This window comes from Streptomyces sp. NPDC052225 (assembly GCF_040679615.1).
Taxonomy (GTDB): domain Bacteria; phylum Actinomycetota; class Actinomycetes; order Streptomycetales; family Streptomycetaceae; genus Streptomyces.
The window spans coordinates 83,252-107,019 of sequence record NZ_JBFAVD010000018.1; the positions used below are offsets into that span (position 1 = coordinate 83,252).

A 23,768-nucleotide genomic window follows, 5' to 3' on the forward strand; every position below is an offset into this window, starting at 1 on the left:
GGTGCCCCCGCAGGACACCGCAGGAACTCAGCGCCGGATGCGCGACTTCGGTCGTCCGGAGACGACGACACCCATCCGGCCGAGGAGGCACCCCGCCGCGGCCCCGCCCCACTTCACACAGGGGGCGGCTCAGAACGGGAACTGACTCCGCCCGTGCTGCACGGAGATCCACTTCTGAGTGGTGAAGGCCTCAACGGTCGCCTCACCGTTCAACCGCCCGAGTCCGGACCGCTTCTCGCCGCCGAAGGCGACGAGCGGCTCGTCGTGCACGGTCCCGTCGTTCACATGGATCATCCCGGTGTCGATCCGATGGGCGAAGGCCACACCCCGCTCGATGTCGCCGGTGTGCACGGCCCCGCTCAGCCCGTACGGAGTGTCGTTGGCGATCCGCACCGCCTCCTCGTCCCCGTCGAACGGAATAAGAAGAGCAACGGGCCCAAAGATCTCCTGCCGCAGCACATCAGAATCAGCAGGCAGCCCACTCAGCACCACAGGCTCCACGAGATTCCCCTCCACAGACCCCCGCACCAACGCGGTCGCCCCCTCCGCGACGGCCTGCTCGACAACGCCCGAGATCGCCTCGGCCTGCGCGGAGTTGATGACAGGCCCGATCACGGTGGCCGGATCGCGGGGATCCCCGGCCCGCAGCGTCTTCACCTTCGCCACGAACTTCTCCGTGAACTCCTTCTCGACCTTGCGGTCGACGAGGATCCGGTTCGCGGCCATGCAGACCTGCCCCTGGTGCACGTACCGGCTGAAGACGGCGGCGTCGACGGCGTAGTCGATGTCGGCGTCGTCGAGCACGGTCAGCGCGCTGTTCCCGCCCAGTTCGAGCACGGCCTGCTTGAACTGCGAGGCGCAGACGGTCGCGACATGCTGCCCGATCTTGTCGGACCCGGTGAACGAGATGACCTTCGGCACGGGATGCGTCAACAAGGCGTCACCGATCTCGGCGATGTCCGTGATGAGGACGTTCAACAGCCCACCCGGCAACCCGGCGTCCTCAAAGATCTTCGCAACCAGCGACCCACCGCAGATCGGCGTGTTCTGATGCGGCTTGAGTACGACGGCGTTCCCCAACGCCAAAGCAGGCGCAACAGACTTAAGGGACAGCAGGAACGGGAAGTTGAACGGCGAGATGACACCCACCACCCCCACCGGCACCCGGTAGACCCGGTTCTCCTTGCCGTCCACGGGTGAGGGAATGACCCGCCCCTGCGGCCGCAGCGCCAACTGCACGGCCTCGCGCAGGAACTCCTTGGCGAGGTGCAGCTCGAACCCGGCCTTGACCCGCGTCCCGCCGAGCTCGTCGACGATGGCCTCGGCTATCGCCTCCTCGCGCTCCTCGATCAGCCGCAGCGCCTTCTCGAAGACGACCCGCCGCGCATACGCGTTGGTCTTCGCCCAGTCCTTCTGCGCCCGCTCGGCGGCCCGGTACGCCTCGTCGACCTCATCCAGCGAGGCGATGGTGATGGAGGCCAGCTTGTCGCCGTTGTACGGGTTGAAGTCGATGATGTCCCACGACCCGCGCCCCTGGCGCCACGAGCCGTCGATGAACTGCCGGTCCAGTTCCGTGAAGTACGCGTGTGCGGACTGTGAGGTCATGGGGAGATCCCTTGCTGCAGCGCCGGTCACCTGATGAGACGTCATCGTACGTCCGAGACTGGGCACTTACAGCAGGAAGCCGATCAACTCCCGCTGCATTCAACCAAATTCGCGCATGACGCTCCGCAGCAGCACGACACTCTCCTCCGGCGACGGACACTGCCCCCGCAGGTCCTCCATCGCCTTCTCGTACTGAGCGACATCCTCCCGCTTGTCCAAGTACAGGGCGCTGGTGAGCTGTTCAAGAAAAACAACATCGGACAGATCGGACTCAGGAAACGTCAACATGGTGAAGGTCCCCGACTCACCGGCATGCCACCCATGGCTGAACGGCATGACCTGCAAGGTCACATGAGGCAACTGCGCGACGTCGACCAGATGCTCGAGCTGCCCCCGCATGACCTCGGCCCCACCCTGCACACGCCTCAACGCGGCTTCGTCGAGCACGATATGGACGTCGGGCGCCCGCTCGGAGACGAGCAGCTTCTGCCGGGCGAGACGCAGCGCGACCCGCCGGTCGATGTCCTCGGCGGCGGCCCCCCGCATGCCCTGGGCGACGACGGCATGGGCGTACGCCTCGGTCTGCAACAGCCCGTGCACGAACTGCGCTTCGTACCCCCGGATCACCGAAGCGGCGCCCTCCAGACCCACGTACGTCTGGAACCACCCCGGCAGCACATCCGAGTAACTGTGCCACCAGCCCGCGACGTTGGCCTCTTTCACGAGGGAGAGCAGGGCCTCGCGCTCGGCCCCGTCCGTGACCCCGTACAGCGTCAGCAGATCCTCGACGTCCCTCGCCTTGAAGCTCACCCGTCCCAACTCCAAGCGGCTGATCTTCGATTCGGAGGCGCGGATCGAGTAGCCGGCAGCCTCTCTCGTGATGCCGCGCGATTCCCTCAGGCGCCTCAGTTGCGAGCCCAGCAGAATGCGCCGCACCACCGAGCCGCTCGACTCCCCAGCGGTCACGTCTCTTCATCCTCCCCATCGGTTCAAGGGCCGAAGTCTGCCATTAAAACGCTCCAGCCCGTACTCGTTCGGTTACAGAAACGGAAAGATCACGAAAGGGCTGCGCAAGAAGTCGTAGGAAGAAATGGTCAAGAAGTGGTACGGGCGGTTCCAAGTCGGGCGCGTGCACGTGCATCTGCCCTTGCATCCGTTGTACGCATTCGGAACGATGGTCGCCACCACCGCTCGCTACGTACGCGAAACTGGGGAGTGCCTCGCATGGGGACGAATGGATCGACCATGCTCGAGCCGTTAAGGCAGGGCCTGCCCCCACTCGACCCCTCGGCCGTCTCCAGCGCCGCATCGTGCGCACTGGCCGCGCGATACGAAGCGGTGGGCAGCGCACGGGAGTTCACGCGCCGCACGCTCGCCGACTGGGACGTCCCGGAGCGCTTCGACGACATCTGTCTCGTCGTCTCGGAGTTGGTGACGAACGCGCTGCGCCACGCGCTCCCCGCGGACACCCCCTACGACCAGGACCCGCCGGTGCGGCTGCACTTGATGCGCTGGACGTCGCGCGTGGTGTGCGCGGTGCGCGACCCCAGCAACGAAAGCCCGGTGGACCGGTACGCGGACGGGGGCGCCGTGGAGGAGGACTTCTCGGCGGAGTCGGGCCGCGGCCTCTTCCTCGTCGACTCGTTCAGCGACAGCTGGGGCTGGCATCCGCTGGCGGGAACACTGAGCGGCAAGGTGGTCTGGGCGCTGTTCGCGCTCTGATCTGCACAGCACGCGCGCACCGAAAATCTACGCGCGTAAGCCACCTGACGACGGGTCAGGTGGCTATCAAATGGTCGAACTCCCCGTCCTTCACGCCCAGCAGCATGGCCTCGATCTCGGCCGGCGTGTAGACGAGCGCGGGCCCGTCGGGGAAGTTCGAGTTGCGGACGGCCACCCGCCCGCCGGGCAGTTTGGCGAACTCCACGCAAGAACCCTGGGAGTTGCTGTGCCTGCTCTTCTGCCAGGTCACGCCGTGCAGCTCCGTGGCCGCCATGCCGTTGTACACGTGATGCACGGTTCGCTCCCGGTGGTGCTGTGACGGTGAACTTGCCCTGGGGCAGATGCGAGAGCAGGGATCGACTCAGCAGAGATCAACTGCCCAACTGTCCAGGATCATAGCTGCGTTCATATGCAGATGCATGGGCAGATGCACGTGCACGCGGGGTGGTCCTCCGGTTACAGCTCCGCCAGCACCTGCCCCAGCGCGCCCATGACATGCGAACGCCACCCGCCGTCCATGATCTTCCGCGCCATCGCCTGTGCCGGATCGTCCGGATCGAATCCCTCGTGCACAAGAATGAGACGCGTCCCGCGCCCTTCCGGCTCCAGCGTCCAAGTGATCGTCCAGTCGGCCGAGTTGGCGGGGGAGCGGTCGGCCCACCGGACGCTGAGCATCCGTTCGTCCTCGTACGCGAGAACCTCGACGTCGACCGTCCCGGAGAAGCCGGTGTTCGGCCGCGGTACGGCGGTCATGGCGTACCGGTGCCCGACGCTGAGCCGGAAGTCCTCGCTGCCCGGCATCATCCAGCGGGCGATCAGCTCGGGCTCGGTCAGCGCGCGCCACACCTTGGCGGGCGGATGAGGGAAGAACTGGTCGACGGTGATGGTGGTGAGATCGCCGCTCTCACCGAGGCCGCTGATGTCATCGGCGTCACTGGGGCTCATGAAGGATCATCGTCGGGCATGGAGTCCAGCACATCCCCGAGACCCATCAGCTTCTGCCGCCAGAACCGCTCGTAGGGGTGCAGCCAGTCCTGCACGTCGGCGAGCGGCGCGGCCTCCAGGCGGTAGATGCGCTGCCGCCCGGCCCGCTCCTCGCTGACGAGGCCGGCCTCCCGCAGCACCTTGAGGTGCTCCGAGAGGCTAGGGCGTGCCATGTCGAACCGGTCGGCTATCGCCTGCACCGGCTGCGGCCCCGCCTCGCGCAGCAGGCGCAGGACCTCACGGCGGGTGCCGTTGGCGAGCGCGGCGAAGAGCCGGTCCTGCCCGGCGGCGGACTCGGACGTGCGCGCGCTCGCGGTGGCCATGGCGGTCAGGCGCCTTCCTTCTCTGTGATGAGCATCAGACCGTTGCCGTCCGGGTCGCGGAAGCCGGCCATCCGGCCCCAGGGCATCTCGTCGGGCCCGGTGACCTCCACCCCGGCCGCGGCGAGGCGCGCGCAGTCGGCGTCGACATCGGTCGTCACCAACATGATCCCCTGTGCCGTGCCCGGCACGGAATTCCCCATCCCGGGCCCGGAGAGCGTGAAGACGGTCTGCGCCCCGGCCGGGGCGACCTGGAGCCAGCGGCCGGGCGGCATCTCCCGGTCCACCCGGACCTCGAAGCCGAGCACGTCGACGTAGAAGCGCAGGGCGCGGTCCTGGTCGGTGACGGGGAGGGTGATGAAAGAGGCGTGAGTGATGGTGTTGGTGCGCTCGTTGTTCATGCACTCCACGATACGTAGGGAATTTCCTACGCGTCAAACGTAGGGGATCCCCTACGCATGCGTCCGGGCCGATGCGGCAGGCCATACTCTGGAGCGCATGTCAACGATCCGGCTCCTGGTGCTCGGTGCCGTACGCCAGCACGGCCGCGCGCACGGCTACCAGGTGCGCGCCGACCTGGAGTACTGGGGCGCGCACGAGTGGTCGAACGCGAAGCCCGGGTCGATCTACCACGCGCTCAAGGCGATGGAGAAGCAAGGCCTGCTGCACGCCCACGAGACGGCGCCCTCCACGGCCGGCGGCCCGCCGCGCACCGAGTACGAGCTCACTGAGCAGGGCAGGCAGGAGTACCTCGACCTGGTGCGCGAGGCGCTGACCTCGTACGACCAGCGGCCCGACAACCTCGCGGCGGCGCTCGGCTGCATGGTCGACCTGCCGCGCGACGAGGTCGTGGCGCTCCTGGAGGAGCGGGTGCGCCGCGTCGAGGAGTGGCGGCGCTCGGTCACCGAGTACTACACGCCCGCCGAGGGCCCCGAACAGCTGGGCCACATCGGCGAGATCATGAACTACTGGGTCCACTCGGCCGACACCGGCGCGGAGTGGACCCGCTCCCTGATCGCCCGCGTCAAGGGCGGCGCGTACACCTTCGCGGGCGAGGGCGAGCCGTTCGTGGGCGTCCTCGCGGAGGGCGAGAGGAACCCGTACGCGTAAGGCCGCGTGCACCGCGTCAGTGATGGAAGCCGGTGGCCGCGTCCCGGTCGCGCGTGAACGGGTGCGGCTGCGACCGCAGTTCGGGCAGCAACTGGTCCAGGTCCTCCATCAGCAGATGCGCGAGATCGGACGAGAAGCCGTTGCGGCACACGATCCGCAGCACCGCCAGATCCTCCCGGTGCGCGGGAAACGTGTACGCCGGGACCAGCCAGCCGCGCTCCCGCAGCCGCCGTGACACGTCGAAGACGTCGTACGCCGTGACGTCGGGCGCCGTCGTGAACGCGAAGACCGGCAACTCGTCGCCCCGGGTGATCAGCCGGAAGTCGCCGAGCGCCTCGATCCGTTCGGCCAGGCCGCGCGCCACGTCCCGCGTGGCCTGCTGCACGGCGCGGTAGCCCTCGCGGCCCAGGCGCAGGAACGTGTAGTACTGCGCGACGACCTGGGCTCCGGGGCGCGAGAAGTTCAGGGCGAAGGTGGGCATGTCGCCGCCCAAGTAGTTGACGCGGAAGACCAGTTCCTCGGGGAGCGCCTCGGCGTCGCGCCACAGGGCCCAGCCGACGCCCGGGTAGACGAGGCCGTACTTGTGGCCCGAGGTGTTGATGGAGGCGACCCGCGGCAGCCGGAAGTCCCACACCAGGTCCGGGTCGAGGAACGGCGCGACCATCCCGCCCGACGCGCCGTCCACGTGGACCGGGATGTCGAGCCCGGTCCGCTCCTGAAGGGCGTCGAGAGCCGCGCACAGCTCGGCGATCGGCTCGTACGACCCGTCGAAGGTGGAGCCGAGGATGCCGACGACGCCGATCGTGTTCTCGTCGCACAGCTCGGCGGCCGCGGCCGGGTCCAGATGGAAGCGGTCGCCCTCCATCGGCACCTGCCGCGCCTCGACCTCCCAGAAGGTGCAGAACTTCTCCCAGCAGACCTGCACGTTCACGCCCATCACCAGATTGGGCCGCGCCTCCCGCGACGGGTACCGGTCCGCGTTCTTCAGCGCCCAGCGCCGCTTGAGCGCCATCCCGGCGAGCATGCACGCCTCGCTCGACCCGGTCGTCGAGCAGCCGACGGCGGTCGTCGGATCGGGCGCGTTCCACAGGTCGGCGAGCATCGCCACGCACCGCCGCTCCAGCTCGGCCGTCCGCGGGTACTCGTCCTTGTCGATCATGTTCTTGTCCCGGCACTCGCCCATCAGGACACCGGCCTGCGGCTCCATCCAGGTGGTGACGAAGGTGGCCAGGTTGAGGCGCGCGTTGCCGTCCAGCATCAGTTCGTCGTGGACGAGTTGATACGCGGTCGCGGGCGCGAGCGGCCCGTCCGGCAGCCGGTGCTTGGGCGGCGCGTCGGTCATCCCGGCCGCCGGATTCGCCTCGCCGTAGAAGGGGTTGACGGAGAGCGGACGCTCGTCCGGCTTGCCGTACCGGTCGGCGGGACTCTGGTGCAGCGGTGCCATGGCCGTAACTCCTTCATGGACGGGGGTGAGGGGGCGCGGTGTCAGCGCAACGCCGAGCCGTCCTGCGACAGTTGCATCTGCGGGCGCCCCGTCACCAGGAGCCAGGCGGGCAGGGACGCGATGCACATGAGGGCGATGATCGCGGGGGACGAGACGAGGACGGCGGCCGTGAAGAGGCTGACCCAGCCGGAGCGGGTGACGGCGAGCAGCACGCCGAGCACGCCCGCCGCGATCCCGACCGACGGGTTCACCCCGGGCACGAGCGCGTGCGCGAACAGGCCGAAGGCGGCGCCCACGAAGACCGCGGGGAAGATCCGCCCGCCCCGGAACCCGCACGACGCGGCGATCAGCAGCGCCGCGAGCTTCACCACGGCGAGCAGCGCGAAGGACCCCGCCGAGCGGCCGTCCGGGTCCTCGGCGATCTCCTTGACCTCCTCCAGGCCCTTGAACAGCGTGAGTTCACCGCCCAGCACGCCGAGCAGGCCGAGCACGAGACCGCCGAGCGGCAGCATCAGCATCGGGTGCCGCAGCCGGCGGAAGGCGGCGTGCACGTACGGGAACGCGTACACGGCGGCCATGGCGAGCACCGCCCCCGCGCAGGCGACCACGATCGCCGCGAGGACGTCCTTCCAGTCGGGCTCGGCGAGCGGCGGGAGCCCCAGGTCGAAGGAGGGCGAGGCGACGAGCGTGGTGGTCATCGCGCCCGCGGCGGCGGCGAGCAGCGGCCCGAAGAGGTTGTCCCACAGCGAGCCCTTCATCGGCAGCGGGCGGCCCGCGAGCATCTCGGAGACGAGCAGCGCGGCGGCGATCGGCGTGCCGAACAGGGCGCCGATGGTCGCGGCCGACGCCAGGTTCGCCCACAGCGCGCCCGGCGCCTTCGGCAGGAGCTTGCGGCCGAGCCAGAACATCAGGCCCACGTTGACGGCGATGATCGGGTTCTCGGGGCCGAGGCTCGGACCGCCGGCCAGCATCAGGGCGGCGGCGACGGCGAGACCCGGCAGGACGTACGGGGGCAGCGGCTCCTCGCCGCCGAGGCCCATCGTCGCCGGGTCGGGGCCCGCGTGTCCGGGCGCCTTCCAGATGATCAGGCCGACCGCGACGCCCGTCAGGGTGAGCATGACGATGATCCACAGCGCCGAGTAGCCGCCGATGCCGAGCGCGTCCGGCAGGTGCTCCCACAGCACGTCCTGGAGCCGCTCCGCAATCCAGCTCAGGGCGAGGAACAGCAGGCTGCACACCACGCCGACCACGATCGCGGGCACGACGAGCGGGAGCAGCGTGCGCGCGGACGCGGGCGGCGGGGCGGGGGGCGGAGCCGGTGGCGTCGCGGCGTCGACGGGAGTACTCACGGCGTCACCCTAAGCGGACATACGCCACATAACACCCGGAGAGTCCGGGGCTTGCACCTCACGTGACGTGAGGACCCAAGCTGAACCCATGAGTTACTCCGTGGGCCAGGTGGCCGGATTCGCCGGTGTCACGGTGCGCACCCTGCACCACTACGACGAGATCGGCCTGCTCGTGCCGAGCGAGCGCAACCACGCGGGCCACCGCCGCTACAGCGAACAGGACCTGGACCGGCTCCAGCAGGTCCTCTTCTACCGGGAACTCGGCTTCCCGCTCGACGAGGTCCAGACCCTCCTCGACGACCCGCAGACGGACCCGCGCGCCCACCTCAAGCGCCAGCACGACGTGCTGGTCGCCCGTATCGAACGACTGCAGAAGATGGCCGACGCCGTCGAACACGCCATGGAGGCACAGAAGATGGGTATCCAGCTCACCCCCGAGGAGCGGTTCGAGGTCTTCGGGGACAAGGACCCCGAGCAGTACGCCGAGGAGGCCGAGCAACGCTGGGGCGGCACCGAGGCGTACGCCGAGTCGCAGCGCCGCGCCGCGACCTACAGCAAGGCCGACTGGGCGCGCATGAAGGAGGAGGTCGACGACTGGGGCACGCGCTACGCCGCCCTCGTCGCGGCCGGCACGGAGCCCGCCTCGGACGAGGCGATGGACATGGCCGAGGAACACCGCCTTCATGTGACGCGCTGGTTCTTCGAGGTCCCGTACGAGATGCACATCTGTTTCGGCGACATGTATGTGGCCGATGAGCGCTTCAAGGCGTACTACGACTCCATGGGCGAGGGCGTCGCCGAGCACCTGCGCGACGCGATCCGCGCGAACGCGGCCCGTCACCAGGAAGCGTGACACCGCCCACAGCCGCTACACCATGGGCTCCTGGGCGATGACGACGGCGGTCCCGTACGCGCACACCTCGGCGGCCCCGTCCATCGCCTCGGTCACGTCGAAGCGGAACATGAGCACGGCGTTGGCGCCCCGCGCCCGCGCCTGCTCGATCAGCCGGTCCATGGCCTGGTTCCGCGTCTCGACCAGCGTCTTCGTGAGCCCCTTGAGCTCGCCGCCGATCATCGACTTCAGGCCCGCGCCGATCTGGCTGCCGAGGTGCCGCGACCGCACGGTCAGCCCGAACACCTCACCGATCACCTGCTGCACCCGGTAGCCCGGCACGTCGTTGGTGGTGACGACGAGCACGTCGGACTGCGGGTTCTGGCCGCTGCCGAACTCTTCGATACCCATACGGACAGGTTTGCCACAGTTGACGCACAGTGCATCCTGAGAGGGCCACTGGAACCTGGCACGGCGGACCGGCGTTGATAACTTTGCACCGCCGTTGCCTTTTGCCTGCCCCACCACCCCTCAGGAGCCCGGACCCGTGATGACGCTTGCTCTCGGACCAAGCTGGCTGGACCCGGACCATCTGCTGAACACGTTCGGCATCTGGGGGCTGCTCCTGATCGTGTTCGCCGAGTCGGGCCTGCTCATCGGCTTCTTCCTGCCGGGTGACTCGCTGCTGTTCACCTGCGGCCTGCTGATCACGTCGAACCAGCTGGACTTCCCGCTGTGGGCGGCGATCGCGCTGATCTGCGCGGCCGCCATCCTCGGCGACCAGGCGGGCTACATGTTCGGCAAGAAGGTCGGACCGTCCCTCTTCAAGCGCCCGGACTCCAAGCTGTTCAAGCAGGAGAACGTGCAGAAGGCGCACGAGTTCTTCGAGAAGCACGGCCCGAAGTCGCTGGTCCTGGCCCGCTTCGTGCCGATCGTCCGGACGTTCACGCCGATCATCGCGGGCGTCTCCGGCATGAAGTACCGCTCGTTCCTCACGTTCAACGTGATCGGCGGTGTGCTCTGGGGCGCCGGCGTGACGCTGCTCGGCTCCTGGCTGGGCAACATCGAGTTCGTGCACAAGAACATCGAGGCGATCCTGATCCTGATCGTCCTCGTCTCGGTGGTCCCGATCGCGATCGAGTTCCTGCGCGCCCGCGGCAAGTCGAAGAAGGCGGCCCCGGCCGACCCGGGCACGGTCCCGCCGCCGGCCGGCTCCCAGCGCGGCCGCCACGCCAAGCGGTAGCGGCCTTGAGAGCTCTCTGCGGAGCCCTCTAGAACCCTCGGGTCCGCTTGGCCGCCCGGCGGCCCGAGGCCCCGGGGGAGCGGATGAACAGGCGGGAGATCTCGCCACCGAGGTTCACGCCGATCGCGATGGCCATCGCCAGCGCCGCCGCCTTGGACAGGGAGACGAGCCCCGCGTCCACGTCGTTCTGCGCGATGGCCAGGAGTCCGAAGTACGTCGCCGAACCCGGCAGCAGCGGGCCGATGGCAGCCGTGACGTACGGCAGCGCCGACGCGAACTGGTAGCGCGAGAAGAGCTGGCCGAAGAGGCCGACGAGCCCCGCCGCCGCGGCCGTCGAGGCGACCGGGGAGATCCCGCCCGCGTCGTGCAGGGCGCCGTACACCACCCACGCCACACCGCCGTTGAGCGTCACCGCGAGCACGGTGGACCGTTCCTGCTGGAGCAGCACGGCGAACGCGAGCGACAGCGCCATCGACGCCGCGATCTGCCAGTACGGCCGGTCGACGACCTTCAGCGCCGCCTCCGGGTTGAGCTGCGCGTGCAGCTGCACCCCCACGTACAGCATGATCAGCACGCCGACGACGATGCCGACGAAGAAGTACATGACTTCGAGCAGGCGGGCGGACGCCGTGATGTAGAAGCCCGTCAGACCGTCCTGGACGCCCGCCACGAGCGCCCGCCCCGGCAGCAGCGCGAACAGCCCACCGGTGATCACCGAGGACGCGCCCACATGGACGTAGTCGTCGGCGAGGGTGAGCAGCACCCCGATCGCCGCCGGCGGCATCGCGGCCACCGTGAACTGGTAGAACTCCGGGAATCCGCGCCCCGCGCACAGCCACGCGAGCCGGTCGCCGAGCATCGCGCCGATCGCCGCCGCGATGAACACCAGCAGGTCACCGCCGACGAGGATCGAGGCGGACCCGGCGAGCAGCCCGCTCGCGGCGGTCAGCGCCCACCCCGGATACGGGTGCCGGTTGCGCCGGATCTCGGCGAGCCGCCGGTACGCCTCCTCCAGCGTGACGTCGATGTCCTCGTCGCTGATGTCGTCGACGAGCCGGAACACGGCCGCGAGCCGGTTGTAGTCGGTGCCCCGGCGCCGCACCGTGCGCGACGCCGTCACCGGATCGTCCACCAGCGACGGCTGGAACGAGATCGAGAGCAGCGTGAACGTCACCGTCGGCTCGCACCGGTCGAGCCCGTAGGACCGGCACACGGCGAACATCGCCGCCTCCACGTCCTCGGCGCCCTCACCGCCCGCGAGCAGCAGCTCCCCGATACGCAGCGTCAGGTCGAGCACGCGCGGCACGGCGGGCCCGGCGTCGTCCTCCTTCTGGACCCGCTCCGGCGCGGGCCGCTCGGCGACCGGCATCCGCAGCATCGTGCGCATCCGGTCCTGCCAGGGCGCCTCCTTCGTCAGCCGGACCACGGGGATCCCGTGCGGCGGCGTGAAGGCGGGCGGCGACTGCCGGGCGCTGTACGTCCTCGGCGGCGTGAACGCGGAGCCCTCCGACTCCGCGGCGTCCTGCGGCTGCACGCTCAGCCCCTGCGGGAGCGCGAACTCCGAGGTGGTCGACGACTCCTCGTCCACCACCGGGGGCGCGGAGACGACGCCGATGGGCTGGGTGAACGCACTGCGCGCCTCGTCGGACTGCGGCTTGCGGTCCTCGGCGGACTCGGATTCCCGCTCCGTCACCTCTGGCCTTTCGTGCGACTGCGTATGCGTCTACCTCCCGTACGCCTCAGTATGCGCACGAATACGCGAACGGGCCGCCCGACCCCTTCCGGAGTCGTGCGGCCCGTGCGGGAACAACCGGGGTCAGTGACCGCCCTGGTCCTGAGCGCGCTTGTAGGAACGCTCGATCTCGGCCTCGGCCTCGGTGCGGCCGACCCAGTCGGCGCCCTCGACGGACTTGCCGGGCTCCAGGTCCTTGTAGACCTCGAAGAAGTGCTGGATCTCCAGGCGGTCGAACTCGGAGACGTGGTGGATGTCGCGCAGGTGCTCCATCCGCGGGTCCGTCGCCGGGACGCACAGCAGCTTGTCGTCGCCGCCGGCCTCGTCCGTCATACGGAACATGCCGATCGCGCGGCACTTGATGAGGCAGCCCGGGAACGTCGGCTCGTCCAGGATGACCAGGGCATCCAGCGGGTCGCCGTCCTCGCCCAGGGTGTTCTCGACGTATCCGTAGTCCGTCGGGTAGGCCGTCGACGTGAACAGACGACGGTCGAGGCGGATGCGACCGGTCTCGTGGTCGACCTCGTACTTGTTCCGCGATCCCTTAGGGATCTCGATCAGAACGTCGAACTCCACCGGTGGCTCCTCCATGATCAACACAAACGTCTGGTGGTTAAGTGTCCCCTACGCAGGTGTGTGATCGCGAAAGGGGCTGGTCCGCGGTGCCGGAGCCGAAGCCTTCGCAGCGTCTGACAGGGATGGCGAAGACCGCTGCCCAGTCTGTTGCGAAGTCCAAGACCAAGCACGTCACGGTGGGTGCCACCGCCGTGGGCCTGGCCCTCGCCGCTGTCGTGGTGGCGACGGCGGGCCCCTGGGACTCTTCCGGTCAGCGTAAGGCCGAGGTGGTCCGGGCGGCTTCCCGGGGCGGCGGGGGTGGCGCAGATCACGGCCGTACGTCCCCGGGGGCCCCGTCCGCCGCACCCAGCGCGCCCGCCGTGCTCGCCGCCCCCGGAGCGTCCGTACCGGGCCCGACGAAGCGCGCCCTGGCCGACGTCCTCGACCCGCTCCTGAAGGACCCGTCGCTCGGCACCCACCGCACCGCCGCGGTCGTCGACGCCGTCACCGGAAAGAGCCTCTACGGAAAGTCCGCGGGCGACGCCCTCACCCCGGCGTCCACCACGAAGCTCGCCACCGCGGTCGCGGCGCTGTCCGCCGCGGGCCCCGACCACCGCATCGCCACCCGCACCGCCCTGGAGCCCGACTCCGGGGAGCTCGTCCTGGTCGGCGGCGGCGACCCCACCCTCACGGCCCGCGAGAAGAATCCTTACGGTGCCGCCGACCTGCGCACCCTCGCCGACGACACCGCCGCATCGCTCAAGAAGAACGGCACCACCGAGGTCACCCTCTCGTACGACACCTCGCTCTACTCCGGACCGACGACCCACCCCATCGGCCCGAACGAGAACCTCGCGCAGGTCAGCGCCCTGATGGTCGACGAGGCCCGCACCGACGACTCCAGCAGCGGCCCGGCCCCGCGCGCGGCCGACCCGGCGACCTCCGCCGCCGGAAAGTTCGCCGACCTGCTCCACGACCGCGGCATCAAGACCAAGGGCACCCCGGGACCCGGCAAGGCCTCCGGCCGGGCCGAGGACGTCGCGAAGGTCGAGTCGCCGCCGCTGTCCGCCCTGGTCGAGCGGATGCTGACGCACAGCGACAACGACATCGCCGAGGCCCTCGCCCGCCAGGTCGCGATCGCCGCCGGCGAGAGCCACGACTTCGACGGCGCGGGCCAGGCGATCAAGAAGCAGCTGGACACGCTCCAACTGCCGCTCTCCGGCGCCCACTTCTCCGACGGCAGCGGCCTCGACCGCACCGACAAGGTCTCCGCCGACCTGCTCACCGCCCTGCTCACCAAGGCCGCCGACCCCACCCGCCCCGAACTGCGCTCCGTCCTCACGGGCCTGCCCGTCGCCGGTTTCACCGGCACGCTCAGCAGCCGCTACGAGGACGAGGCCGACGCCTCGGGAACGGGCCTGGTACGCGCCAAGACCGGCACCCTCACCGGCGTGAACACCCTCGCCGGCACGGTCGTCGACGCCGACGGGCGCCTCCTCATCTTCGCGTTCATGACGGAGGGCACGGCGATCCCCGGCTCGGCCCAGGCGGCACTCGACCGCCTCGCCTCCTCCGTCGCCAACTGCGGCTGCCGCTGAAGGTCAGGGTTTCCTCCGGGTTCAACCCCCTCCGCGTACCCGAAGGGTCACGTACCGTTGACGCATGACGAGCATCGGCGGTGCTGCCTCTTCAGGGATGGTCGACTGGAACCTCGCGGTGGCGACCGCGACCCGACTCGTACGACCAGGCCCGGAGGTGAGCCGTGACGAGGCCCGCGCCGTCGTCTCGGAACTGCGGCGCCACGCCAAGGCCTCCGAGGAGCACGTCCGCGCGTACACCCGCCTCGGCACGGAGGACGCCCACGACACCCCGATCCTCGTCGTGGACCGGCCCGGCTGGGTGAAGGCCAACGTCGCGGGCTTCCGCGAGCTCCTCAAGCCCCTGCTCGACAAGATGCAGGAGCGCCGCGGCTCGGGCCCGGGACCGGCGATGCTCGGCGCGGTCGGCGGCAAGGTCACCGGCGTCGAACTCGGCATGCTCCTGTCGTTCCTGTCCTCCCGCGTCCTCGGCCAGTACGAGACCTTCGCCCCCGCCACCCGCGACCTCCCGGCCGCGCCGAACGGCGGCGGCAGGCTCCTGCTCGTAGCGCCGAACATCGTGCACGTGGAGCGCGAACTCGACGTGGATCCGCACGACTTCAGGCTCTGGGTCTGCCTGCACGAGGAGACCCACCGCACCCAGTTCACGGCCGTGCCCTGGCTGCGCGACCACCTGGAGGGCGAAATCCAGTCGTTCCTCGCCGAGACCGAGGTCGACCCGACGACGTTCCTGGAGCGCATCCGCGAAGCCGCCCAGTCGCTGGCCGGCGGACGCCCGGAGGGAGAGGACGGCGAGGCGGCCGACGGCGGCCGCTCGCTCGTCGAGCTGGTCCAGTCGCCCGCCCAGCGCGAGATCCTGGCCCGCCTCACCGCCGTCATGTCCCTGCTCGAAGGCCACGCGGACTACGTGATGGACGGCGTAGGACCCGCGGTCGTCCCCTCGGTCGGCGAGATCCGCGAGAAGTTCCAGCAGCGCAGGCAGAAGGGCGCCTCCCGGCTCGACCTCGCCCTGCGCAAGCTCCTCGGCCTCGACGCCAAGCTGCGCCAGTACCGCGACGGCGAGAAGTTCGTCCGCGCGGTCGTCGACGAGGTCGGCATGGACGGCTTCAACCGCGTCTGGACGTCGCCCAACACGCTGCCGACCAAGGCGGAGATCGCGAAACCGGCGGACTGGGTCGCGCGGGTGCACAACAAGACGGACGGCGCTCACGACACCCCGTAAGCCACGCCCTGAATTGCTCAGGATCACCCATCCGAGGGACCGTAGGCCGTGGGTAGGCGTGCAATGCTCAGGGAACGGCTCGGCTCTGTCACCATCGACACACTCTGCGTGACCGAAATCACCGAGTCACCGTTGAGCGACTGAGCCGTTCTAGTTGATTCCTAGTTGGCGCACCCACCCCCCAGACAACGGAATGAAGGGAACCGGACATGGGTCCCCATCCTGCGGTCGCGGCGATACGCCTGGCGGTCCGCCGCGTCCTCCACGACATCCTCAACGAACACCCCGAAGCCCCCGAACACCCCGCGCCCGTGGTCCTCGTCGCCTGCTCCGGCGGCGCCGACTCCATGGCGCTCGCCTCGGCCCTCGCCTTCGAAGCCCCCAAACTCGGCATCCGCGCCGGTGGCATCACCGTCGACCACGGTCTGCAGCCCGGCTCCGACACCCGCGCCGAGGATGTCGTGCTGCGCCTGACCGCCCTCGGTCTGGCCCCCGCCGAATCCATCGCAGTGGAAGTAGGCCGCGAGGGCGGCCCCGAAGCCGCCGCGCGCGACGCCCGCTACGCCGCCCTGGACGATGCCGCCGAGCGCCACGGCGCCGCCGCCGTCCTGCTCGGCCACACCCGCGACGACCAGGCCGAGACCGTCCTGCTCGGCCTCGCGCGCGGCTCCGGCATCCGCTCCCTGTCGGGCATGGCCGCGGTCTCGGGGGCCGGCGGCCGTTACCGCCGCCCCTTCCTCGCGCTCGACCGGCAGACCGCCCGCAAGGCGTGCCTCGTCCAGCACCTGCCCGTCTGGGACGACCCCCACAACACCGACCCGGCCTATACGCGCTCGCGCCTGCGCCACGAGGGGCTGCCCGCCCTGGAGAAGGCGCTCGGCAAAGGAGTCGTCGAGGCTCTCGCCCGTACGGCCCAGTTGTCCCGCGACGACGCCGACGCGCTGGACACCTGGGCGCAGCAGGCCGCCGAATCCGTACGGGACGCCGCCGGACTCCTCGAATGCGCGAAGCTCTACGCGCTGCCGCCCGCCGTGCGCCGCCGCATCCTGCGCAAGGCCGCCATCGAGGCCGGCGCCCCCGCCGGCGCCCTGTTCGCCCGCCACATCGAAGAGGTCGACCGCCTGATCACCGGCTGGCGCGGTCAGGGAGAGATCAATCTCCCGGGCAAAGTCGTCGCCCAGCGGCAGGGTGGCAGACTGGTCATCCGGCAAGGCTGATCCGGCGGCTCACGTCGCGGCGGCCGGTGGGACGACCGAAAGTGATGCGGGTGGACGCGAAAGACATGGGCACCGACCTCAAGTCGGTGCTCATCACCAAGGAAGAGATCGACGCGAAGCTGGCCGAGCTGGCAGCGAAGGTCGACGCGGAGTACGCGGGCAAGGACCTGCTCATCGTCGGGGTCCTCAAGGGCGCCGTGATGGTCATGGCGGACCTGGCTCGCGCCCTGTCCACCCCCGTCACGATGGACTGGATGGCGGTGTCCTCGTACGGTTCCGGCACCCAGTCCTCCGGCGTCGTGCGGATCCTCAAGGACCTCGACACCGACATCAAGGACAAGCACGTCCTGATCGTCGAGGACATCATCGACTCGGGCCTGACGCTGTCGTGGCTGCTCAGCAACCTCGGCTCGCGCGAGCCCGCCTCCCTCGAGGTGTGCACGCTGCTGCGCAAGCCGGAGGCCGCCAAGGTCGCGATCGACGTGAAGTGGGTCGGCTTCGACATCCCGAACGAGTTCGTCGTCGGGTACGGCCTGGACTACGCCGAGAAGTACCGCAACCTGCCGTTCGTCGGCACGCTCGCGCCGCACGTGTACGGCGGCTGATTGCCCGTCACAGCGGTGGGGAACCCTCACGGGTTTCCCGCCGTTGGAGCATGCGAAGGGCAGATTGTCGGCCGTCCCCTGCGGCTTCGGGTCACAATGCTGGGGTACCGTCCGAAGAACAGTTCTTCAAACAGCTTCAAACAGCCTTATCAAACTCACTATGGCAGGAGGGACGGGGCGACTTCGCTCCGTATGGATGGACGTGAAGCGATACTTCCGTGGGCCGGTCATGTGGATCGTGCTGGCCGTCCTTGCCGTGGTCGTGTTGATGCAGGTCGTCGGTTCGTCCGGCGGCTACAAGACGGTGGACACCGGCCAGGTCATTCAGGCCATCGACGACAACAAGGTGCAGTCGGCCAAGCTGACCACCGGCGATGAGAACACCATCAAGGTCGAGCTCAAGGACGGCCAGAAGGTCGAGGGCTCGAGCAAGATCCAGGCCAGCTACATCGGCGACCAGGGCGTCGAGGTGGCCAAGGATCTCCAGGCCAAGTTCGAGGACAAGCAGATCCCGGACGGGTACACCGTCTCCCCGACCAAGCAGAACGCCTTCGTCGGCATCCTGCTGTCGCTGCTGCCCTTCGTTCTCATCGTCGTTGTCTTCCTGTTCCTGATGAACCAGATGCAGGGCGGCGGCTCCCGAGTCATGAACTTCGGGAAGTCCAAGGCCAAGCTCATCACCAAGGACACCCCCAAGACGACGTTTGCCGACGTCGCAGGTTCGGACGAGGCCGTCGAGGAACTCCACGAGATCAAGGAGTTCCTCCAGGAGCCGGCCAAGTTCCAGGCCGTCGGCGCCAAGATTCCCAAGGGCGTGCTGCTCTACGGCCCGCCCGGTACCGGTAAGACGCTCCTCGCGCGCGCCGTCGCCGGTGAGGCCGGGGTCCCGTTCTACTCGATCTCCGGTTCCGACTTCGTCGAGATGTTCGTCGGTGTCGGTGCCTCCCGTGTCCGCGACCTCTTCGAGCAGGCCAAGGCGAACGCTCCGGCGATCGTCTTCGTCGACGAGATCGACGCGGTCGGCCGCCACCGCGGCGCCGGCCTCGGCGGCGGTCACGACGAGCGCGAGCAGACGCTCAACCAGCTCCTCGTCGAGATGGACGGCTTCGACGTGAAGGGCGGCGTCATCCTGATCGCCGCCACGAACCGGCCCGACATCCTCGACCCGGCGCTCCTTCGTCCCGGCCGCTTCGACCGCCAGATCGCGGTCGACCGTCCGGACATGCAGGGCCGTCTGGAGATCCTCAAGGTTCACCAGAAGGGCAAGCCGGTCGCGCCCGACGTCGACCTGGCGGCCGTCGCCCGCCGTACGCCCGGCTTCACGGGTGCCGATCTCTCCAACGTCCTGAACGAGGCCGCGCTGCTCACGGCCCGCTCGGACCTGAAGCTGATCGACAACCACATGCTGGACGAGGCGATCGACCGTGTGGTCGCGGGCCCGCAGAAGCGGACCCGGATCATGTCGGACAAGGAGAAGAAGATCACCGCGTACCACGAGGGCGGTCACGCCCTGGTCGCGGCGGCGTCTCCGAACTCCGACCCGGTCCACAAGATCACGATCCTCTCCCGAGGCCGTGCTCTGGGCTACACGATGGTCCTGCCGGACGAGGACAAGTACTCGACCACGCGCAACGAGATGCTGGACCAGCTCGCCTACATGCTGGGCGGCCGCGCGGCCGAGGAGCTCGTCTTCCACGACCCGACGACGGGTGCCGCGAACGACATCGAGAAGGCCACCAGTACGGCCCGCGCGATGGTCACGCAGTACGGCATGACCGAGCGACTCGGCGCGATCAAGTTCGGTGGTGACAACACCGAGCCGTTCCTGGGCCGCGAGATGGGTCACCAGCGCGACTACTCGGAAGAGGTCGCCGCGCTCGTCGACGAAGAGGTCAAGAAGCTCATCGAGACGGCGCACAACGAGGCCTGGGAGATCCTCGTCGAGAACCGCGACGTTCTCGACAACCTGGTCCTCGCGCTGCTCGAGAAGGAGACGCTGAACAAGGAGCAGATCGCCGAGATCTTCGCTCCGATCGTGAAGCGCCCGGCCCGCCCCGCCTGGACCGGCTCCTCCCGCCGCACCCCCTCGACCCGCCCGCCGGTGCTCTCCCCCAAGGAGCTGTCACTGACGAACGGGGCGAACGGATCGGCGCCCGCCATCGAGACCACCACCCCGGTGGACACGGTGAAGGAAGAGCGTCCCGAGAGCTGAACCCGCGGGTCCCTTCCGACCCGGAATGCATGCCGCGTCCCCCACGCTTTACGGTGTGGGGGACGCGGCGTTTTGCGCTGCCGCGCGGATGTACGTACAGGAAGAGGCAGCAGATGACCGACCCGGTGACGCTGGACGGCGAGGGCTCGATCGGCGAGTTCGACGAGAAGCGGGCCGAGAACGCCGTGCGTGAACTGCTCATCGCGGTCGGCGAGGACCCGGACCGCGAGGGACTGCGGGAGACCCCGGCGCGCGTGGCTCGCGCGTACAGGGAGATATTCGCCGGCCTGTGGCAGAAGCCCGAGGACGTGCTGACGACGACGTTCGACCTGGGGCACGACGAGATGGTCCTGGTGAAGGACATCGAGGTGCAGTCGAGCTGTGAGCACCACCTGGTGCCGTTCGTGGGTGTCGCGCACGTCGGGTACATCCCGTCCGCCGACGGGAAGATCACGGGGCTGTCGAAGCTGGCCCGGCTCGTGGACGTGTACGCCCGCCGTCCTCAGGTGCAGGAGCGCCTGACGACGCAGATCGCGGACTCCCTGATGGAGATCCTGGAGCCGCGCGGCGTCATCGTCGTCGTGGAGTGCGAGCACATGTGCATGACGATGCGAGGGGTGCGCAAGCCCGGAGCGAAGACCATCACGTCGGCGGTGCGCGGGCAGCTGCGCGACCCCGCGACCCGTAACGAGGCGATGAGCCTGATCATCGGGCGCTGAGGCACCCCGTTCAGGCGGTCGCGGTGCCCTCGGTGTCGTCGTCCTCGGGGAGCTTGCAGACGCGCTCCAGGAAGAGGGCGGCCGCTATCACCGCGATACCGGCGAGGACCGAGAACCCGGCGTAGATCGCCTGATCACGCCGGGCCGGTACGTCGAGGAACTCCAGCAGGAACGCGCCGGTGCCGCCGTACATGCCGGCGACCAGGGCCGCGACCAGCGCGCTCGCCTGGCCGAAGACGAGGGCGCGGGCCGCCATCATCGGGTCGACGCCCTTGGCGCCGGGGCGGCGCTCGCGCTGGGCGCGCAGCCGGGCGCGGATGGACAGCGCCGTCGCGAGAAGGACGGCGGCGATCACCGCGAGGACGATGGGGGCGGCCAGCGGGACCCGCGGCAGCGTGCCGATCGAGTTCCACAGGCGGGCGCCCGCCCAGGACAGGATCCCGGCGACGACGAACAGGCCCGCCAGTGTCCTGATGCGCAGTTGCTTCATCCCCGTTGGTCGCCCCTCTTGGTGTGTTCGGATCTGCCCGCTAGGCCCTAGGCCGTGTCCGCAAAGTCCCTCCTGCCGCGCGACGCCTGGCACGCACTCTCGCCGCACCGGGCGTAAGGCCAGGTACATCCAGTACGAGGCCTTGCACCCGGCACGCCGAGAGCACGCACCAGACGCCGCGCGGCGCGCCCTCCGGGCGAACGGAGGGACTTTGCGGACACGGCCTAGACCCTAACGACTACTCGGGCAGCCGAAGTTCCAGGTCGGCGCGCGGCGCGACGCCGTCCCGGGTCAGGGCGGTGAGCAGCGCCTCGACGGCGCCGCGGCCGGGCAGCTGGGCCTCGGGCTCCACGTCGTGCCAGGGCGCGAGCACGAAGGCCCGCTCGTGGGCGCGCGGGTGCGGGAGCGTGAGGACCGGATCGTCGGAGACGACGTCGGCGTAGGCAACGATGTCGACGTCGATGGTGCGCGGGCCCCAGCGCTCGTCCCGTACGCGGTTGAAGGCCTCCTCGACCGCGTGGGCGCGCTCCAGGAGCGAGGACGGGGGCAGAGTCGTCTTCAGGACCACCACCGCGTTGAAGTACGAGGGCTGGCTGCCGGGCTCGACGCCCCACGGCTCCGTCTCGTACACGGGCGAGACGGCTTTGATGCGGACGCCGGGGGTGTCCTCCAGGGCGTCGATGGCGCCCTGGAGGGTCTCCAGGCGGTTGCCCAGGTTCGAGCCGAGGGAGAGGACGGCGCGCTTGGGGTTGGAGAGGGTGGTGTCGGCCGCGTCCACCTGTTCCACCACGGAGGAGGGAACCGGCTGGACGGTGGGGTCGAACTGAGTCGGGTTCATGCTCGGCTCCGGGTGATGGTGACGGTCACGTCGTCGAAGGGCACGGTGATCGGTGCGTCCGGCTTGTGGACGCAGACCTCGACCTCCAGTACTCCCTCGTGCTTCAGGCACGTCCGGGCGATGCGTTCGGCGAGCGTCTCGATGAGGTCGACGGGCTCGCCCTCGACGACGGCCACGACCTCCTCCGCCACGATGCCGTAGTGCACGGTCTTCGCCAGGTCGTCGTCGGCCGCCGCCGCTCGGGTGTCCAGGCCGAGTACCAGGTCCACGATGAAGGTCTGGCCTTCCTCGCGCTCCTTGGGGAAGACGCCATGGTGCCCGCGGGCCTTGAGGCCGCGCAGCGCGACACGATCCACGCGAATCACTCCTGCAGTCGTCGGTGAAGGCCGGTCCCACCGATGTGCGGTCGGTGTGCCGGCCTCGATCGAATCTACCTGCGAGCACTGACATCGCTCGCCCGCGGGGGCTATGGACACAAGGGCTCGAGGCTGGTAGCCGCCCATACCCAGACGATCGTCGAACCAACCCCCGGCCCGGAATCCCGGCCCTTTCAGGCGCGCCTGCCCACTCAGGCGGGTGACCCGTCGTCGTCCGGGTTGCCTTCGGTGTCGGATTCGTCATCCGACTCGGCGAGCACCGGGGAGGCGTGGTGGGACCAGAGCTTCCAGCCGTCGCGGGTGCGCCGGAACACGTTCGTGGCGACGACGCGCTGGCCGACGAGCGGGCCGAGCTCGTCGCTGTCCTCGGGGGCGGGGCCGCCGCTGAGGATGTTCTCCGTGCACGTCACCAGGGCGGTGTCGGCGACGACGCTGATGTGCACGTCGGTCAGGAAGAACTGGATGTACTCGGTGTTCGCCATGATCAGCGCGTACGAGCGCAGCACCTCGCCGCGGCCGGTGAGGGCCGGCCAGCCGGGGTGCACGCAGCTGATCGAGGTGTCCTCGGCCTCGTCCGGATCGGCGTCCTCGGCGTAGCTGACGTCCTCGGGGGCCAGCCACAGCGAGGTGAGCTCCTCGAAGTCGCCGCGCTCCATGGCTTCGTAGAAGGAGCGGTTGGCCGTGTCGACGGCCTGGGTGTCGGTGCTGGTCACTTGGCTCCCTCGACCGCGCGGGCCACGCGGACCGCGTCGGCGGTGGCCCTGACCTCGTGGACGCGGACCGCCCAGGCGCCCGCGTGCGCGGCGAGCGCGGAGACGGCGGCGGTGGCGGCGTCGCGCTCGCGCGCGGGCGGCGGGGCGCCCTGCTCCGCGGCCAGGACGCGGCCGAGGAACCGCTTGCGGGACGCCGCGACCAGGACCGGGTGGCCGAGGGCGCGCAGTTTGTCGACGTGGGCGAGCAGGGCGAGGTCGTGCTCGGGCTCCTTGGAGAAGCCGAGGCCCGGGTCGACGACGATGTGGTCGGGGGCGATGCCGCCCTCGATGACGGCCTGCACGCGCGCGTGCAGCTCGCTGACGACTTCGGAGACGACATCCTCGTAGACCCCCCGGACGTTGCCCCCCTCCAGGAAGCCGCGCCAGTGCATGACCACGAAGGGGGCGCCCGCGGCGGCGACGACCGGGACCATCTCCGGGTCGGCGAGGCCGCCGCTGACGTCGTTGACCAGGGCGCCGCCGGCCGCGAGCGACTGCTCGGCGACGCTGGCGCGCATGGTGTCGACGGAGACGGTGACGCCCTCGGAGGCGAGGCCGCGCACGACGGGGATGACGCGCTTGAGCTCCTCGTCCTCGTCGACGCGGGTGGCGCCGGGACGGGTCGACTCGCCGCCGACGTCCACGAGGTCGGCGCCCTGGGCGACCAGGTCGAGGCCGTGCTTGATGGCGGCGGTGGTGTCGAACCAGCGGCCGCCGTCCGAGAAGGAGTCGGGTGTCACGTTGACGACCCCCATGACCGCGCAGCGGTCCCAGACGGGGAGGTGGGCTACGTGGCCACGGGAGGCCTGCGACGTGCTCATGCGTCCAGCGTAGGGCCGCGA

Annotated in this window: 25 protein-coding genes and 1 pseudogene; 10 read left to right on the forward strand and 16 right to left on the reverse strand. The window is 69.6% G+C overall.

The features are described from left to right. Positions 1–129: 129 nt before the first annotated feature. The gene (locus AB0L37_RS24975; protein WP_365509496.1) at positions 130–1,605 is read right to left on the reverse strand and encodes an aldehyde dehydrogenase family protein; all 1,476 of its coding nucleotides are present in this window, start codon (positions 1,603–1,605) and stop codon (positions 130–132) included. Positions 1,606–1,704: 99 nt separating this feature from the next. Beyond that, entirely contained in the window at positions 1,705–2,571 is an 867-nt protein-coding gene (locus AB0L37_RS24980) for a helix-turn-helix transcriptional regulator (RefSeq protein ID WP_365509499.1), read from the reverse strand. Positions 2,572–2,829: 258 nt separating this feature from the next. On the opposite strand from AB0L37_RS24980, the gene AB0L37_RS24985 reads away from it, so the two are divergent. Continuing rightward, complete coding sequence (locus AB0L37_RS24985) at positions 2,830–3,327, forward strand: ATP-binding protein (RefSeq protein ID WP_365509502.1); 498 nt, start codon at positions 2,830–2,832, stop codon at positions 3,325–3,327. A gap of 55 nt (positions 3,328–3,382) precedes the next feature. Here AB0L37_RS24985 and AB0L37_RS24990 read toward each other — a convergent pair whose 3' ends face one another. From AB0L37_RS24990 to AB0L37_RS25005, 4 genes are all read right to left on the reverse strand, one after another. Next, positions 3,383–3,622 (reverse strand): DUF397 domain-containing protein, encoded by a 240-nt coding sequence (locus AB0L37_RS24990; RefSeq protein WP_365509505.1) that lies wholly within the window; start codon positions 3,620–3,622, stop codon positions 3,383–3,385. A 161-nt stretch (positions 3,623–3,783) separates the two neighbouring features. Further along, a complete protein-coding gene (locus AB0L37_RS24995) occupies positions 3,784–4,272 on the reverse strand; it encodes an SRPBCC domain-containing protein (RefSeq protein ID WP_365509508.1) in 489 nt (162 codons plus the stop codon). Further along, on the reverse strand, positions 4,269–4,634 hold the full coding sequence (locus AB0L37_RS25000) for a metalloregulator ArsR/SmtB family transcription factor (protein WP_365509510.1): 366 nt from the start codon (positions 4,632–4,634) through the stop codon (positions 4,269–4,271). Before AB0L37_RS25000 ends, AB0L37_RS24995 begins: the two co-directional genes overlap by 4 nt. A gap of 5 nt (positions 4,635–4,639) precedes the next feature. Further along, positions 4,640–5,032: a VOC family protein gene (locus tag AB0L37_RS25005; protein ID WP_365509513.1), complete on the reverse strand. Its 393-nt coding sequence runs from the start codon at positions 5,030–5,032 to the stop codon at positions 4,640–4,642. Positions 5,033–5,129: 97 nt separating this feature from the next. Between AB0L37_RS25005 and AB0L37_RS25010 the strand changes: the two genes are divergently transcribed. After that, positions 5,130–5,741 (forward strand): PadR family transcriptional regulator, encoded by a 612-nt coding sequence (locus AB0L37_RS25010; protein WP_365509515.1) that lies wholly within the window; start codon positions 5,130–5,132, stop codon positions 5,739–5,741. Between the two features lie 16 nt (positions 5,742–5,757). Here the strand turns inward: AB0L37_RS25010 and AB0L37_RS25015 are convergent, their stop codons facing one another. Together AB0L37_RS25015 and AB0L37_RS25020 are read right to left on the reverse strand one after the other, a co-directional pair. Beyond that, positions 5,758–7,185 (reverse strand): glutamate decarboxylase, encoded by a 1,428-nt coding sequence (locus tag AB0L37_RS25015; protein WP_365509518.1) that lies wholly within the window; start codon positions 7,183–7,185, stop codon positions 5,758–5,760. Positions 7,186–7,226: 41 nt separating this feature from the next. Then, positions 7,227–8,534, reverse strand: coding sequence for an ion channel protein (locus AB0L37_RS25020; RefSeq protein WP_365509521.1), 1,308 nt, complete (start codon positions 8,532–8,534; stop codon positions 7,227–7,229). 88 nt (positions 8,535–8,622) lie between these two features. Here AB0L37_RS25020 and AB0L37_RS25025 point away from each other — a divergent pair, with 88 nt between their 5' ends. Further along, positions 8,623–9,387, forward strand: coding sequence for a MerR family transcriptional regulator (locus AB0L37_RS25025; RefSeq protein ID WP_365509524.1), 765 nt, complete (start codon positions 8,623–8,625; stop codon positions 9,385–9,387). A 15-nt stretch (positions 9,388–9,402) separates the two neighbouring features. On the opposite strand, the gene AB0L37_RS25030 is transcribed toward AB0L37_RS25025, so the two are convergent. Then, positions 9,403–9,777, reverse strand: a complete 375-nt coding sequence (locus AB0L37_RS25030) for a YbjQ family protein (RefSeq protein ID WP_338698913.1) — start codon at positions 9,775–9,777, stop codon at positions 9,403–9,405. A 136-nt stretch (positions 9,778–9,913) separates the two neighbouring features. Between AB0L37_RS25030 and AB0L37_RS25035 the strand changes: the two are divergent. Further along, positions 9,914–10,540, forward strand: a pseudogene (locus tag AB0L37_RS25035) (VTT domain-containing protein); the annotation flags it as partial. 97 nt (positions 10,541–10,637) lie between these two features. Here the strand turns inward: AB0L37_RS25035 and AB0L37_RS25040 are convergent. Together AB0L37_RS25040 and AB0L37_RS25045 are read right to left on the reverse strand one after the other, a co-directional pair. Beyond that, positions 10,638–12,302, reverse strand: coding sequence for a threonine/serine exporter family protein (locus AB0L37_RS25040; RefSeq protein ID WP_365509527.1), 1,665 nt, complete (start codon positions 12,300–12,302; stop codon positions 10,638–10,640). Between the two features lie 123 nt (positions 12,303–12,425). Further along, positions 12,426–12,917, reverse strand: a complete 492-nt coding sequence (locus AB0L37_RS25045; RefSeq protein WP_188338262.1) for an inorganic diphosphatase — start codon at positions 12,915–12,917, stop codon at positions 12,426–12,428. A 122-nt stretch (positions 12,918–13,039) separates the two neighbouring features. Here AB0L37_RS25045 and dacB point away from each other — a divergent pair, with 122 nt between their 5' ends. The 6 genes from dacB (at position 13,040) to folE (ending at position 20,469) form a co-directional block, all read left to right on the forward strand. Next, positions 13,040–14,494: a D-alanyl-D-alanine carboxypeptidase/D-alanyl-D-alanine-endopeptidase gene (gene dacB / locus AB0L37_RS25050; RefSeq protein ID WP_365509531.1), complete on the forward strand. Its 1,455-nt coding sequence runs from the start codon at positions 13,040–13,042 to the stop codon at positions 14,492–14,494. 64 nt (positions 14,495–14,558) lie between these two features. After that, positions 14,559–15,716, forward strand: coding sequence for a zinc-dependent metalloprotease (locus AB0L37_RS25055; RefSeq protein ID WP_365509534.1), 1,158 nt, complete (start codon positions 14,559–14,561; stop codon positions 15,714–15,716). Between the two features lie 209 nt (positions 15,717–15,925). Then, complete coding sequence (gene tilS / locus AB0L37_RS25060; protein ID WP_365509537.1) at positions 15,926–16,933, forward strand: tRNA lysidine(34) synthetase TilS; 1,008 nt, start codon at positions 15,926–15,928, stop codon at positions 16,931–16,933. A gap of 44 nt (positions 16,934–16,977) precedes the next feature. Continuing rightward, positions 16,978–17,538 carry a hypoxanthine phosphoribosyltransferase gene (gene hpt, locus AB0L37_RS25065; RefSeq protein WP_365509715.1) on the forward strand — a complete coding sequence of 187 codons (561 nt, stop codon included), beginning with the start codon at positions 16,978–16,980 and terminating at the stop codon, positions 17,536–17,538. Between the two features lie 196 nt (positions 17,539–17,734). After that, entirely contained in the window at positions 17,735–19,750 is a 2,016-nt protein-coding gene (gene ftsH, locus AB0L37_RS25070; RefSeq protein WP_365509539.1) for an ATP-dependent zinc metalloprotease FtsH, read from the forward strand. A 113-nt stretch (positions 19,751–19,863) separates the two neighbouring features. After that, complete coding sequence (folE, locus tag AB0L37_RS25075; protein WP_338698928.1) at positions 19,864–20,469, forward strand: GTP cyclohydrolase I FolE; 606 nt, start codon at positions 19,864–19,866, stop codon at positions 20,467–20,469. Between the two features lie 10 nt (positions 20,470–20,479). On the opposite strand, the gene AB0L37_RS25080 is transcribed toward folE, so the two are convergent. The 5 genes from AB0L37_RS25080 to folP all read right to left on the reverse strand — a co-directional run bounded on the left by AB0L37_RS25080 (position 20,480) and on the right by folP (position 23,747). Further along, on the reverse strand, positions 20,480–20,959 hold the full coding sequence (locus AB0L37_RS25080; RefSeq protein ID WP_365509543.1) for a DUF3180 domain-containing protein: 480 nt from the start codon (positions 20,957–20,959) through the stop codon (positions 20,480–20,482). 238 nt (positions 20,960–21,197) lie between these two features. Then, the gene (folK, locus tag AB0L37_RS25085) at positions 21,198–21,797 is read right to left on the reverse strand and encodes a 2-amino-4-hydroxy-6-hydroxymethyldihydropteridine diphosphokinase (protein ID WP_365509546.1); all 600 of its coding nucleotides are present in this window, start codon (positions 21,795–21,797) and stop codon (positions 21,198–21,200) included. Further along, the gene (gene folB, locus AB0L37_RS25090) at positions 21,794–22,153 is read right to left on the reverse strand and encodes a dihydroneopterin aldolase (protein WP_365509549.1); all 360 of its coding nucleotides are present in this window, start codon (positions 22,151–22,153) and stop codon (positions 21,794–21,796) included. The genes folK and folB overlap by 4 nt, the downstream gene beginning before the upstream one ends. Positions 22,154–22,365: 212 nt before the next feature. Further along, positions 22,366–22,830, reverse strand: coding sequence for a nuclear transport factor 2 family protein (locus AB0L37_RS25095; RefSeq protein WP_365509718.1), 465 nt, complete (start codon positions 22,828–22,830; stop codon positions 22,366–22,368). Positions 22,831–22,883: 53 nt separating this feature from the next. Further along, positions 22,884–23,747 carry a dihydropteroate synthase gene (gene folP, locus AB0L37_RS25100; protein WP_365509552.1) on the reverse strand — a complete coding sequence of 288 codons (864 nt, stop codon included), beginning with the start codon at positions 23,745–23,747 and terminating at the stop codon, positions 22,884–22,886. Between the last annotated feature and the right edge of the window lie 21 nt (positions 23,748–23,768).

Coding starts and splice junctions, on each gene's coding strand:
- AB0L37_RS24985 (WP_365509502.1), top strand. CDS start 2,830: ATGGGGACGAATGGATCGACCATGCTCGAGCCGTTAAGGCAGGGCCTG.
- hpt (WP_365509715.1), top strand. CDS start 16,978: ATGCGGGTGGACGCGAAAGACATGGGCACCGACCTCAAGTCGGTGCTC.
- folE (WP_338698928.1), top strand. CDS start 19,864: ATGACCGACCCGGTGACGCTGGACGGCGAGGGCTCGATCGGCGAGTTC.
- AB0L37_RS25025 (WP_365509524.1), top strand. CDS start 8,623: ATGAGTTACTCCGTGGGCCAGGTGGCCGGATTCGCCGGTGTCACGGTG.
- AB0L37_RS25005 (WP_365509513.1), bottom strand. CDS start 5,032: ATGAACAACGAGCGCACCAACACCATCACTCACGCCTCTTTCATCACC.
- folP (WP_365509552.1), bottom strand. CDS start 23,747: ATGAGCACGTCGCAGGCCTCCCGTGGCCACGTAGCCCACCTCCCCGTC.
- AB0L37_RS25000 (WP_365509510.1), bottom strand. CDS start 4,634: ATGGCCACCGCGAGCGCGCGCACGTCCGAGTCCGCCGCCGGGCAGGAC.
- tilS (WP_365509537.1), top strand. CDS start 15,926: ATGGGTCCCCATCCTGCGGTCGCGGCGATACGCCTGGCGGTCCGCCGC.
- AB0L37_RS24995 (WP_365509508.1), bottom strand. CDS start 4,272: ATGAGCCCCAGTGACGCCGATGACATCAGCGGCCTCGGTGAGAGCGGC.
- AB0L37_RS25015 (WP_365509518.1), bottom strand. CDS start 7,185: ATGGCACCGCTGCACCAGAGTCCCGCCGACCGGTACGGCAAGCCGGAC.
- AB0L37_RS25010 (WP_365509515.1), top strand. CDS start 5,130: ATGTCAACGATCCGGCTCCTGGTGCTCGGTGCCGTACGCCAGCACGGC.
- ftsH (WP_365509539.1), top strand. CDS start 17,735: ATGGACGTGAAGCGATACTTCCGTGGGCCGGTCATGTGGATCGTGCTG.
- AB0L37_RS24975 (WP_365509496.1), bottom strand. CDS start 1,605: ATGACCTCACAGTCCGCACACGCGTACTTCACGGAACTGGACCGGCAG.
- AB0L37_RS25030 (WP_338698913.1), bottom strand. CDS start 9,777: ATGGGTATCGAAGAGTTCGGCAGCGGCCAGAACCCGCAGTCCGACGTG.
- AB0L37_RS25095 (WP_365509718.1), bottom strand. CDS start 22,830: ATGGAGCGCGGCGACTTCGAGGAGCTCACCTCGCTGTGGCTGGCCCCC.
- AB0L37_RS25080 (WP_365509543.1), bottom strand. CDS start 20,959: ATGAAGCAACTGCGCATCAGGACACTGGCGGGCCTGTTCGTCGTCGCC.
- AB0L37_RS25055 (WP_365509534.1), top strand. CDS start 14,559: ATGACGAGCATCGGCGGTGCTGCCTCTTCAGGGATGGTCGACTGGAAC.
- folK (WP_365509546.1), bottom strand. CDS start 21,797: ATGAACCCGACTCAGTTCGACCCCACCGTCCAGCCGGTTCCCTCCTCC.
- dacB (WP_365509531.1), top strand. CDS start 13,040: ATGGCGAAGACCGCTGCCCAGTCTGTTGCGAAGTCCAAGACCAAGCAC.